12 protein-coding genes are annotated in these 12,766 nt (G+C 32.3%); 4 read left to right on the top strand and 8 right to left on the bottom strand.

Annotated elements, in window-relative coordinates; translation table 11 throughout:
- Positions 1–76: 76 nt before the first annotated feature.
- The 8 genes from KHA90_RS07335 to KHA90_RS07300 all read right to left on the bottom strand — a co-directional run bounded on the left by KHA90_RS07335 (position 77) and on the right by KHA90_RS07300 (position 8,916).
- Entirely contained in the window at positions 77–865 is a 789-nt protein-coding gene (locus tag KHA90_RS07335; RefSeq protein WP_213296993.1) for a TrmH family RNA methyltransferase, read from the bottom strand.
- A 302-nt stretch (positions 866–1,167) separates the two neighbouring features.
- Complete coding sequence (locus tag KHA90_RS07330; RefSeq protein ID WP_213296991.1) at positions 1,168–2,253, bottom strand: phosphoglyceromutase; 1,086 nt, start codon at positions 2,251–2,253, stop codon at positions 1,168–1,170.
- Between the two features lie 172 nt (positions 2,254–2,425).
- Entirely contained in the window at positions 2,426–3,757 is a 1,332-nt protein-coding gene (locus tag KHA90_RS07325; protein ID WP_213296989.1) for a DUF58 domain-containing protein, read from the bottom strand.
- Positions 3,758–3,929: 172 nt separating this feature from the next.
- On the bottom strand, positions 3,930–4,943 hold the full coding sequence (locus KHA90_RS07320; RefSeq protein ID WP_213296987.1) for an AAA family ATPase: 1,014 nt from the start codon (positions 4,941–4,943) through the stop codon (positions 3,930–3,932).
- Positions 4,944–5,036: 93 nt separating this feature from the next.
- Entirely contained in the window at positions 5,037–6,239 is a 1,203-nt protein-coding gene (locus KHA90_RS07315; protein WP_213296985.1) for a DUF4350 domain-containing protein, read from the bottom strand.
- Positions 6,232–7,005 carry a DUF4129 domain-containing protein gene (locus tag KHA90_RS07310; RefSeq protein ID WP_213296983.1) on the bottom strand — a complete coding sequence of 258 codons (774 nt, stop codon included), beginning with the start codon at positions 7,003–7,005 and terminating at the stop codon, positions 6,232–6,234. The genes KHA90_RS07315 and KHA90_RS07310 overlap by 8 nt, the downstream gene beginning before the upstream one ends.
- Positions 6,998–7,951: a hypothetical protein gene (locus KHA90_RS07305; protein WP_213296981.1), complete on the bottom strand. Its 954-nt coding sequence runs from the start codon at positions 7,949–7,951 to the stop codon at positions 6,998–7,000. Before KHA90_RS07305 ends, KHA90_RS07310 begins: the two co-directional genes overlap by 8 nt.
- Positions 7,951–8,916, bottom strand: a complete 966-nt coding sequence (locus tag KHA90_RS07300) for a stage II sporulation protein M (RefSeq protein WP_213296978.1) — start codon at positions 8,914–8,916, stop codon at positions 7,951–7,953. The genes KHA90_RS07305 and KHA90_RS07300 overlap by 1 nt, the downstream gene beginning before the upstream one ends.
- 20 nt (positions 8,917–8,936) lie before the next feature.
- Here KHA90_RS07300 and KHA90_RS07295 point away from each other — a divergent pair, with 20 nt between their 5' ends.
- The 4 genes from KHA90_RS07295 to KHA90_RS07280 all read left to right on the top strand — a co-directional run bounded on the left by KHA90_RS07295 (position 8,937) and on the right by KHA90_RS07280 (position 12,761).
- A complete protein-coding gene (locus tag KHA90_RS07295) occupies positions 8,937–9,680 on the top strand; it encodes an RDD family protein (RefSeq protein WP_213296975.1) in 744 nt (247 codons plus the stop codon).
- Between the two features lie 448 nt (positions 9,681–10,128).
- On the top strand, positions 10,129–10,983 hold the full coding sequence (locus tag KHA90_RS07290; RefSeq protein ID WP_213296973.1) for a hypothetical protein: 855 nt from the start codon (positions 10,129–10,131) through the stop codon (positions 10,981–10,983).
- Positions 10,984–11,096: 113 nt separating this feature from the next.
- Positions 11,097–11,699 (top strand): trimeric intracellular cation channel family protein, encoded by a 603-nt coding sequence (locus KHA90_RS07285; protein ID WP_213296970.1) that lies wholly within the window; start codon positions 11,097–11,099, stop codon positions 11,697–11,699.
- An 84-nt stretch (positions 11,700–11,783) separates the two neighbouring features.
- A complete protein-coding gene (locus KHA90_RS07280; RefSeq protein WP_213296967.1) occupies positions 11,784–12,761 on the top strand; it encodes a GNAT family N-acetyltransferase in 978 nt (325 codons plus the stop codon).
- Positions 12,762–12,766 lie beyond the last annotated feature (5 nt).

Raw genomic sequence — 12,766 nt, 5'->3', positions numbered from 1 at the left:
TCCGCTCAGTCTGACATGCGAAAAGACTTTTTTAGATTGAAAATTAATTCGAAGAATTTAATTTTAAATCTAAAATCTAAAATCCTCTTTGTCTTTTCGCTTCAAAAATTAAAATTGCTGCGGCAACCGAAACATTCATGCTGTCGATTTCGCCTTGCATTGGGATTATGATATTCTGGGTTGCGGCATCGCGCCAATCCTGCGTAAGTCCCGTCGCTTCTGTACCAACAACTAAAGCGGTTGGAGTTGTAAAATCCTGAGTGTGATATGAAGTTGAATTTTGTAAAGTGGCGCAGTAAAAACTGATCTTTTTTTCTTGTAAAAATGCGATAATTTCTGCCGTTGTTCCTGTTGCGATTTGGTTCGTAAACAAACAGCCAACGCTTGATCGCACAATATTTGGATTGTATAAATCGCTTTTTGGGTTGGCGATTAATACAGCGTCAAGATTTGCGGCATCTGCGGTACGTAAAAGCGCACCGATATTTCCTGGTTTTTCAGGCGCTTCGGCAACTAAAATCAACGGATTATCTGATAATTTTAAATCAGATAATGACATCGATTTTGTTTTGGCTATAGCCAAAATTCCTTCGGTTGTATCGCGATACGCCAGTTTTTGGTAAACTTCTTTATTGATTTCGATAAATTCAACTTTAGAATTTACCAGTTTATTAATCTGATTTTCAGTAACCAATTCCGGTAAAAATAAAACCGTTTCAATTTCATAACCGCCTTTTATGGCTAATGAAATTTCGCGTAAACCTTCAATCAAAAATGTTCCGGTTTGTTTTCTGGCTTTTGCTTTTTCCTGCAGTAAAACGAGTGATTTTATATACGGATTTTGGATTGAAGTAATTTGTTTCATTTTTTTTAAAGGACTTAGTTTCTGAGGCGCTAAGGTACTGAGTTTTTTTTAAAATAGGAGCAGAGGTTCAGAGTTGCAAAGGTTCAGAGGTTTTTTTTCTGTAAGGCTTTAAACAATGAGATAAAAAGGTTGCTCCGAATTTCACTAATTTTCACGAATTTTTTTTCATAAACTTTGCGAGAAAAGTGTAGCCACAGATTAAGGGATTAAAATGATTTTTAATCTGTGAAAATCATTTTAATCTGTGGCTAAAAAAAAAATAATTCGTGAAAATTCGTGAAATTCGTGGCAAAAAAAAACTCTTATTTTTTAAACACTTCCGGAATTTCGTCTGCAACTGGATGAGATGTTGCAAATGTAAAGCCCATTATTTTTGCAATCGTTTGTGCTACTTGTTTTTGATACAATTGCGATACGGTTTTTATTTCGCCTTTTGGTGCAATTTCAGGTCCCATTGCAGCGAACCAAATTTGTGATGAGTCTTCAATACCAGAGCCATGACCCGTCCATTCTTTCTTTTTTTTATCGCCCCGACCGTGATCAACCGTGATTATTAAAGTCGTTTTGTTTTTATATTGCGGATCATTTTGTACAAAATCCCAGATTTCCTTAATCCATTTATCTACCTGATTTGCAGCATCAAGATAATATCTGTATTTTCCGGCGTGTGCCCATTCATCTGTTTCTCCGTAAGCGATATAAAGCACTTTTGGTTTATTTGTTTTTAGCTCGTCAACAGCTTGATAATGAGTAAAAACATCCAGACATTCATCTTCATGAAAAGGTTTAAATGAATTGTCGCGCATTTCATTTAATAGTTTCTGAATTTCGGTAGGATGATTTCCGCCAATGCTGTCAAAAGCCGAAATTACAGGAAACCCGCTTCTTTTTTCGTTTAAAATTCGGTCAAAAGCATCCCAGGCACCAAACGCATTCACTTTTCCCATTAGATTGGGTTGGTGGTTCAGAAATTCCAAAACATTGATATTCGGATTTTCTTTGTGTTTGTTTGAATCTACGTCACGATCTACATTTCCGGTCATCATTTCGCTATATCCCGGATAACTAATCATGTAAGGATTAGAAACATCCATTTTATTACCTAAATCGCGATTGCCATAAATCTGACCTTTTGATGCAATTTCTGACCATAAAAAAGGCATTATTTTTTCACGGGATTTTTGAGCATCAGAACTTCCGTATTTTTTATAAATATAACTTCTTTCGTCCTGATTGAATTTTTTATTGTCGGCTATTTCAGAATCAACTCCTTTAAAAACTTCCTGCCATCTTAAACCGTCTGTGGTTATTATGATGATGTTTTCTGTTTTTTGTGCCTGAGACAAAAAGCTTGTAAAAAGTATCGTAAGTAAAATTAATTTTTTCATTTTTTTGAGTTAGAATGTTCAAAGAAAAAAGGTTCAAAGAAAAAGGTTCAAAGGGGCAAAGGAACAAAGGTTCAAAGATTTTTTAACTATTTTTAGTTGATAGTAAGAACTTGATGTTTTAATAATATTTAAAAAATGGCTTCATCATTTTTCTCCAAAACATTTTACACTTCTACAAAATCCCTCTCGCCTTAATTTCTAAGTATTTATTAATTGCATCCAAAGTCAGATTTTCAGGTTGTGTTAAAACCGAATGTATTCCGTATTTCTTGAGTTCGTTTGCGATTAAGCGTTTTTCGAACATGAATTTTTCGGCAATTACTTTATCGTAAATTTCCTGAATTGTATCTGTTTTTCTGTTGATGATTGCATTCAGTTCAGTATTGCTAAAGAAAACTACAACTAACAAATGGCTTTTTGCAATTCCTTTTAAATAAGGTAATTGACGATTTAAACCATCCATTGTTTCAAAATTAGTGTATAGGATAATCAAACTTCTCTGATTGATGTTTTTCTTGATATCAACATACAAACGACTATAATCACTTTCGAAAAAATCAGTTTTGATGTTGTATAATGTTTCGAGAATTTTTTGCATTTGCGAAGCTCTTTTTTCCGCAAAAACTCTGTTTTCTACTTTTTTAGAAAACGCAAAAACGCCCGCTTTATCTTGCTTTTTCAAAATTACATTGGATAAAACCAAAGTCGAATTAATAGCATAATCCAGCAAACTCAGTCCGTCAAAAGGCATTTGCATGACGCGACCTTTATCTATCGCCATATAAACCGATTGTGATTTTTCGTCCTGAAACTGGTTGACCATCAAAGCATTTTTCTTTGCTGTGGCTTTCCAGTTTAAAGTTCGTAAATCATCGCCCTGAACATATTCCTTAATTTGTTCAAATTCCATAGTGTGGCCAATTCGGCGGATTTTTTTGATTCCGTATTGATGCAGATTATTGGAAAACGCCAATAAATCGTATTTTCGTAACTGAATATACGACGGATAAGTGGGGACCATTTTATTTTTATCGAAAGCAAATCTTCTTGAAATTAATTTTAAAGGCGAAGAAACGTAGATATTCAGTGCTCCAAAATTATATTCGCCACGTTCTGTCGGACGCAATTCATAACCAAATTCTTTGTGTTCTGATGCCTTAATAGTCTTTAAAATCTGAAAATCCCGTACCTGAAACTGAAACGGAATTTCATCTATAATTTTAATTGAAATTTTAAAAGTATAATGATTTTTTACAGCAACACTCATGGGATTTAAATCACCGTTCGATAATTTTTCCGGAGTAATTCTTTCCGCTTCAATTCCTGTTTTAGTCAGATATAAAACTAAAATATCAAGTCCTGAAAAAGTGACTAAAATCAAAACTACAAACCAAACGGCATTGTATAAATTTGGAAAAATAAAAGCGAAAACAAATAATCCTATAATGCCTAAAAGCACATAAAAAAAGAAGTTATTGAGGTAAAGGCTTTTTATGAATTTCACGATTATTTTGTTTAAAAATTCTTATCAGTCACTGTTTTTAGTCACGGTTTGCAGTCTCAGTTTGCAGTCTCAGTTTTTAGTCTCAGTTTTCAGTCTCGGTATTCAGTCTCAGTTGATCACTGAAAACTGCGACTGCGACTTTTTACTCAAAATTGCGACTGAAAACTAAAAACTACCTCGGTATTTCAACTGTTTCAATAATTTGTTTGATAATTTCCGAGCTTGTAATTCCTTCCATTTCACGTTCAGGCGCTACGATAACGCGGTGTTGTAAAACCGGAATTGCGGCTTCTTTAATATCTTCCGGAGTAACGAAATCACGACCGCGAATTGCGGCGAAACCTTTTGATGCATTCAAAATTGCAATTGACGCGCGGGGAGAAGCACCAAGATATAAAAAGGCATTTTCACGCGTGTTTACTACAATTCGGGCAATATATTCCAATAGATTTTGTTCTACTCTGATTTGTTTTACCAAACCTTGATATTCTTTAATTTCTGATGCAGAAAGGATGGTTTTTATCGCTTCTAATTTTCCGTGATCCTGCAATAAATGCTCTCTTTGGATAATTAAAATCTCTTCGTTTAATTTAGGATAATCGATTGTGATTTTGAATAAAAAACGGTCTAATTGTGCTTCCGGCAAACGGTAAGTTCCTTCCTGCTCAATTGGATTTTGCGTTGCAATGACTAAAAACGGAGTTTCAAGCTGATAAGCAAATCCGTCAATGGTTATCTGGCGCTCTTCCATAACTTCAAAAAGCGCCGCTTGTGTTTTTGCAGGTGCACGATTAATCTCGTCAATTAAAATTAAATTAGAGAAAATTGGACCTTTTTTAAACTCAAATTCGGAGTTTTTAAGATTAAAAATTGAAGTTCCTAAAATATCCGATGGCATTAAATCCGGCGTAAACTGAATTCGGCTAAAGCCAATACTCAACGTTTTAGATAATAATTTAGCGGTAATTGTTTTGGCAACTCCCGGAACGCCTTCAAGCAAAACGTGACCATTTGATAAAATCGCGACCAAAAGCTGATCGATCATTTTATGTTGTCCCACAATGACAGTTTCAAGTTCTTTTTTGATGCTGTTTACGTGGTCTAAAAGTGGTCCAAGATTTATTCTGGTTTCAAAATTCACATTTTCGTTTGTGATTTCTGTTTTTGGTGTATTGATATCGTCCATATTTGGTATGTTTCTTTAATTTTTTTGCCACAGATTAAAATGATTCTCACAGATTAAAAATCATTCTAATCTGTAGCAAATTTATTTTTAATATTAATGTAAAATCTTTTCTATTGCATTGTTTATTCGGATTAAATCTTCTTCCAGACTTCCGTGATAACTATTTCGATGTTCGTTGATTAAAAATATAAGAGCCTGAATATCTGTTTGATTTTTTCCTGTTTTATGCTGCAATTTTTGAATAAAAGCGTCATCTAATTTTGTGGTATCAATCAAATAATCAGTTCGGATTTTTTCTAAAAAGTAAATGATTTTTTTATCGATAATATTTTTATGATCGCCTTCCTGATAATACAAGTTTCCGATTGTTTTTGTAAAATCAACCGTTGAATTTTGCAAAGGTTTGATTATTGGTACAATTCGCTGTTTTCGTTTGGCATTGAAAATCATAAAAATCAACATTCCGATTAAAAAGAAATACCACGCCCATTTTAATCCCGGCTGACTCATAATATAACGCAATGAGGATTGTGATATGTCCTCTTTTTGTTTGGTGTACCAAAAAATATCACCTTTTGGCAAATACGATAAAACACTTTCGGTATATTGATAATGATCTGCTTTTAGTAAATTATAATTCGTAAAAGCCACAGGTTGTGTATGTAAATAAAAATATCCTTGTCTGTACGGAACCTTAATATAATCAATATGTTTTTTAAGACTTGATTTTGTGCTCTGATATCCCAGAACGGTCGTATTTAAAGTGTCAATTTTTGAAAAATAATATTCTAATTGTTGTGAGAAAGTATATTTTTTAGGATTCGTTTTTTTATTGGCAAGCTCTACAATCGTATTATTTGCATTCAGAAAATCAGAACTTATTTCGACTTTTAAAGTGTCTAATAAATATTGCGGAAAGGTTTTCATGCTTAAAAAAGCATTGTTTCCGTGAGATACAAAATAAAAAATCTCTTTAATAGATTGTTCATCAATTGTATTATTTTCGGATATATTAATAAAGTTTCCTTTTATTTTATAGTTTTCTACAAGTGTATCTTCATCATATTTTGAATCTAAAAATTCATATGGTGTTACTGTTGAAATTCTTTCGACTTTATGATTTTTAAAAAAGCCATCGATTTCCTTATCAAAAACATATAATCCGTACGGGATTTTGTCATTGACAGAATAAGTGGGCTGCCAGTCAATTTGCTTGGGCTGATCGTGATCTATTAGTAGAATAATACCTAAAATAAAAACCAGAACAGCAATGTAAATTTTGATGCTTTTATCCATTACTAAAGGTTTTTATGGCATTCTTAAATCGGTTTTCGGCTTTTATAAACGAGGTTTCATCAATTTCAAATTCTCCGTACCAGATATAATTGTACAAATAAGATAAATAGGTAAAATCCTCTTTATGATTTGGGTTTTGAAGTTCGTATAAATAATCAGAATTGGTTTTTTCAATATCCCATTCAATGTAATGATTTTGCGCCATCACTTTTAATAACCAAAGATAATAGTAGCGAACGGCGACTCTTTTTTCGCCGGACTGAATACTTTCCTGAATCATTTTTTCGAAATCTAAAAGATGTATATTCTTTTCAATATCCGAATAATTGATGTTTCTTTTCTTTGAGTTTTTTCCAAAAATCCATTGTCCTTCCTTGTTAATTATGGCTTTTACAATTAAGTAAATCACAAATACAATTATTAAAACAGCTATAGCTTTTAGAAAAAGGTCGATGAAACCTACCGAAGTTTGGATGCTTCTTGCTCCAAAAATACTTCTATAAATATAAGCGAGCCATTCTATAAAACGTTGCCAAAAACTTTTTTCAGGCGCTTTTTGTTCATAAACAAAATCTGAGTCGGTATATTTTTTCTTGAAATTTTTAGAAAAAGTTTTGACTTCAACAGTATCTGAATCAATCTGAATATCTTTTTCAGTATATTTTATTGAATTTACTGAAAAAGGTTCGGCTGTAGCCAAAGAATCCTGAGCATGCGAAATGCCAAAGAATAGGAGAAACGATAAAATGATGAGAACTCTATTCATTATTGTTCCCTATTAAATCAATTTCAGCAGTTGAAATTGTATCATCTGCACTTAAACTGTAATATATAATTCCCTGATTAATGACTAACATATTATTAAAAATAGTGCTGATTACCAATATTAAAATAAAGATTAATGTTATGCCAATGATTAAAAAAGGCGAAGCGGCATCAAATGATTGATCATCAAAATTAGGATTTATTAAGGCTGTACCAATAACTAAAAATATTCCAGCAAAGTAAATAAACATTGTTATCGATCCCTGAACCATTTGAATAATGACCATTGCTAAAAAAGTAGCGCCTATGCTTGTCCAGAAATTGTCTTTTAGTAAAAGATAAGCATTATTTAACGATTGAAAAAAGCTTTTTTCTTCGGTTAAATAAATATAAAAACTAAAATGAATCCATGTAAACAACGTTGGAATTGCAAGTATCAATAACGGAATCCCGATTAAAACGAAACAAAGTAAAAACAATATAATGATGGTGATAAATAGTACCGGAAATATAATGAATATCACTCCAATTGTGAATTTAAATAATTTCCAAATGTTTTGTTTAAAGGCTGATAAGATGTCTTTTGTGGTGAAATTATTTGTGTTTTTTTGGGCTATCAGTTTGAGATATAAAACCGGATAGGAGGAATTGAATAGCGACACAATCAGGATTAAAAGAATTGAAATGGCTCCAAAACCAACCAAAGCGGGATCATTATCATTAAAATAATTTAATAGAGAACCTGGTTCAGTCTGGTCTAAATTATTGCGGACTAATGATTGAAAATTATGTTTTAAAAACCAATATACTAACGCGCCAACGACGAGCAACATACCTGTATTTATGAGAAAAAAAGTTTTGAAAAAGTGTTTTCCGTAACTTTTAAAAAAGGTAAATGTATCTACTAAATAGTCGCTCAGTTCTCGTTTTTTGAAAAGTTCAAACATTATAATGAATTTATTTTTTTGTGAACAATGAATGGATAGACTAAATAATAAAATGAAATTATTCCTAAAGTAAACAAGATAATAAAGCTGCTCAGCCAATTAGGCATATCTACGGAATATCGTGTAATGAAACCTTCCAGAAATCCTGCACTTATGGTGAACGGAAAGGTACTAAGAAATATCTTAAAACTGTTTTTGAAACCTATTTTAAGCGAATTTAATCGTGAATATGTTTTAGGAAATAATATTGATGCACCTAAAATAAATCCTGCTGCAGATTCAATTACAATGGCAAAGATCTCCATAGAACCGTGTATCCAGATCCCGCGAACGCTTTTCCAGAAAACATTCTGATCATAAAAAAAGTATTGAAATGCGCCCAACATCAATGAGTTTTGCAGGAAAATGTAAAACGTTCCAAGTCCGCCAAATATGCCGTAAATATAACATCTTGCGCCTACGTACAGGTTGTTCATGGTGATGCCAACAAAACTTCCCCAGTTGCTTCCGGAACCGTAAACCGCCATGGGATCTCCTTTTTTGATATTATCCAAAGTCATGTTTACATAACTGTCACCCAATATCAACCTAACGAAATTCTGATCGTATATTGCCGAAATTACGCCCATTGCAAGGGTTAAAAAGAATAAAATAAAGGCATACAGCAAATATCTCCTGTATTCATAAAGGAGTAAAGGAACTTCAGTTTTAAAGAATTCTACTAATCTGTTTTGTTCGGTTCGCTTGGTTTTGTAGATCTTTTGGTAAATCTGTGAAGCAAGATGATTTAAATACACAACAGTCTTACTTTTGGGATAATACGTTTGTGCATACGACAAGTCATTCATCATTTGAATGTACAAATTTGCTAACTCATCAGGATTTTTTTTAGCTTTACCAAAAATAGCGAGCTCAAACTCCAGCCATTTTTCTTTATTTTGTTTTATGAAGGCGACTTCTCTCATTATAGGCTAAAATATAAAATATGTCAGAATTATCTATTAATACAACACAAAATGTTAAAATAAATTTTATCGCCGCTTCAGCAGGGGAACGAATAGGATCTTATTTTATTGATCTGGCTATAAAACTAGCTTATGTGACGGTGATTTCTCTTGTTTTTTTTTATTGGTTAAATTTCGATAAATTATTTCAGAAATTAGACAATTGGTCAAAATTTGCGATTGTTTTAGTGCTTTATTTTCCTTTTTTTATTTATTCCCTGACTTTAGAAAGTATTTTTGAAGGTCAGACTATCGGGAAAAAATTAGTAAAAATAAAAGTGGTAAAAATAGATGGTTATCAAGCCGGATTTGGTGATTACTTGATGCGTTGGTTTTTTAGATTAATTGATATTACACTTTTGTACGGTATTGTTGCTCTTATAAGTGTGGTTTCAAGTAAAAAAGCACAGCGATTAGGCGATATGGTGGCAGGAACTGCGGTGATTACTTTAAAAAATAAAATCAATATCAGCCATACTATTCTGGAGGAAATAGGTGATGCTTATGTGCCAACCTATCCTTTGGTGATTAAATTATCTGATAATGATATGCGTATTATCAAGGAAACTTTTCAAAATGCAACAGCAAAACACGATCATGAGGTTATTTTAAAATTAGTGGCTAAAATTGAAAGTGTTACGGGAATTAAAAACCAATCCGGAAATAGCAGCGATTTTTTAAGAGTGGTTTTAAAAGATTATAATTTTTACACTCAAAACATGTAATTCTCTGAAGATTAGATGTCGATTTTCTACAATTTTTCATGAAATCCAAAAGTCCTAGCCCCGATAGGACTCTACCGTCTGGACACAAATGTTATTAATCAATTTTGAACACGAATTTCACGAATTTGCACAAATTTTAATAGGTTAATTTAGTTTGTGAAATTAATTCCACAAACTAAATTAGTGTCAATTAGTGAAATTCGTGTTTGTCTTGTACTTGTGTCCAGACGGTAGGATAGGACTGGCAATCCTTTTTGCTTTTTTCTTTAAAAAGCAAAAGATTGAAAGGGATAGCGGGATTAGCTTCTGAAAAAAAATGTCTTTATTTGAATAAAAAATAAGATATTTCGTAACTTAGTGTTTGTTTAATTTTATAAATTTAACAAACATAATTTTTACAAAAGGTGAATCCGAAAAGCCTAAGAGTCGGAGAATTTAATTAAATACCATGAACTTTAAAAAAATTATTTACGTAGTAATAATGTTGCTTATTTCTTTGTTTTCTTTCGCTCAGGGCGGAAAAAAATTAGACAAAATAATAAAAAGAGATTATCAGATAATTGAGTGTACGATTGCCAGAATGTCTGATAAAACGGTTGAATATTCGTTGCCTGGCGAAACAATGCAAATTTCGCTTGATGTGTCTCAAATTGCCAGAATTGATTTTGCAAGCGGACGCTCTCAAACTTTTGATGTTTCTGCAAATGCTTCAACACCAGCATCTGAAAACTCTGGTCAGGTTATAGCTTCGGCAGAAATGAAACCCAATACAATCGCTGTTTTGCCGGTTCCTTATGTAAATTCCGGTACGATGGAAAGCTCTGAGGAAATGGCGAAATTTGCGCAAAATGATCTTTATAATAAGTTATTAGATAAATCTGCGAATCTTTTTCCGTTAACCGTTCAGGATTTAAGAGTTACAAATAGTTTGTTGCACAAAGCGGGAATTGACTATAAAAATATTGACGAAACGCCAATTCAGGATCTTGAAAAAATTCTGGGAGTTGATAATATTGTTGCTGCAAAAGTTTCATTTACTCTAACCGAAGGTGCAACTTCGTCAACTTATAATAGCGGAAACGCAAAAGTAAGCGACAATAATAAAAAGGTAAAAACAAGCGATGTTTCAACTACAAACTCAAGTAATCTAACGTATTACAATTATATGGTTTATTTTGACATGTATAAAAATGCTACCAAAATTTACTCGCAAACCCGTAAGCCTTTCCTGAATATAAAAGACAGCTGGATGGATTCTATTACATATTTATTAAAAAGAAGTCCTATTTACGTGAAGAAATAAGATATTTCACGAAAAGATAAGAAGAAAAAAGGTTCAAAAAACGAAATAATTATTCGGTTTTTGAACCTTTGAACGTTTGTACCTCTTTACCTTTGCAACTTAAAAAAATAAGAATGTTTCATTTATTAGATCTTATCGGTACTATGGCTTTTGCAATGTCCGGCGCTTTAACGGCAATGCATAAAAAACTGGATCCGTTTGGTGTTTTTATCATTGCATTTGTTACTGCGGTTGGCGGCGGAACGCTTCGCGATGTTTTAATAGGCAGAACTCCGGTGGGGTGGATGCAGGATTTGCAATATGTATATGTAATTATTTTAGGATTTGGTTTTGCGATTCTTTTCCGTAAAAAGTTTGACAGATTAAGAACGTCTTTGTTTTTGTTTGATACTATTGGTTTGGGTGTTTTTACCTTAATAGGTCTTGAAAAAGGAATTATGATTGGTTTACATCCTGTAATTTGCATTGCTTTAGGTACAATGACGGCTTGTTTTGGTGGTGTAACGCGAGATATTTTGTGTACTGAAATTCCAACAATATTTAGAAGGGAAATTTATGCAACGATTTGTATTTTTGGCGGAATTGTATTTTTTGCGCTGAAAAAACTGAATCTAAACGATGATGTTTTGTATCTGGTAACTTCTATTGTAATTATCAGCGTGAGATTATTGGCTGTAAAATTCAAATGGTATTTACCTGCATTTGAGCACAAATAATTTTTTCGCCACGAATTTTATGGCTTAAAAAATGTGCATAATAATTAGTGTAAATTTGTGAAATTCGTGGCAAAAGAAATAAAAATGACAAAGTACAGCGTAAAAAAATACGATCAGAACGATTATACAATTTGGAATGAGTTTATAACTCAGGCAAAAAATGCTACGTTTTTATTTCATCGTGATTTTATGGAATATCACCAAGATCGTTTTGAGGATTTTTCGTTGTTAGTATTTGAAGATCAAAAATTAATTAGTGTTTTACCGGCGAACAAAGTTGGAGATTCTATTTATTCACATCAGGGATTAACTTACGGAGGTTTGGTTTATAAAGAACAAACAAAACTGGTGCAGGTGATTCAAATTTTTCAGGCAGTTTTACTATTTCTGAATGAGAATAAATTCGAAAAATTACAGTATAAAACGCTTCCATCCATTTATCATATAAAACCAGCCGAAGAAATTTTGTACAGTTTATTTTTAACCAATGCAAAATTAGTGCGTCGGGACTCACTTTCGGTAATCGATTTATCTCAGGAAAATGTCACTTCAAAAATCAGAAAAAGAGGTTTTCAGAAAGCAATTTCAAATCAGTTAGAAATTAGGGAAGAAACTGATTTTGAATCTTTTTGGAATAAAGTTTTGATTCCAAATTTAGATAAAAAACATCAGGCAAAACCGGTACATTCGGTAGAAGAAATGAATTATTTAAAATCTCATTTCCCTAAAAATATTCATCAGTTTAATGTCTATCAGGACAATAAAATTATTGCCGGAACTACTGTTTTTGAAACAGAAACGGTGGCACATTGCCAATACATTTCAAAAAATGAAAATCAGGAAAATTTAGGGAGTTTAGATTACTTATATTATTACCTGATTCAGGAAAGATTTGCGAATAAGAAATTTTTCGATTTCGGAATTTCAAATGAAAATCAGGGAAGAAATCTCAATGAGGGATTATCATACTGGAAAGAGAGTTTTGGCGCAAGTACGATAATTCATGATTATTACGAAGTTGAAACATCAAATTATAATAAGTTAAATGGTATTTTTGTTTAAATTTT

The sequence above is a fragment of the Flavobacterium psychroterrae genome, from assembly GCF_018380615.1.
Taxonomy (GTDB): domain Bacteria; phylum Bacteroidota; class Bacteroidia; order Flavobacteriales; family Flavobacteriaceae; genus Flavobacterium; species Flavobacterium psychroterrae.
This window is presented reverse-complemented; position numbering and strand designations above follow the sequence as displayed.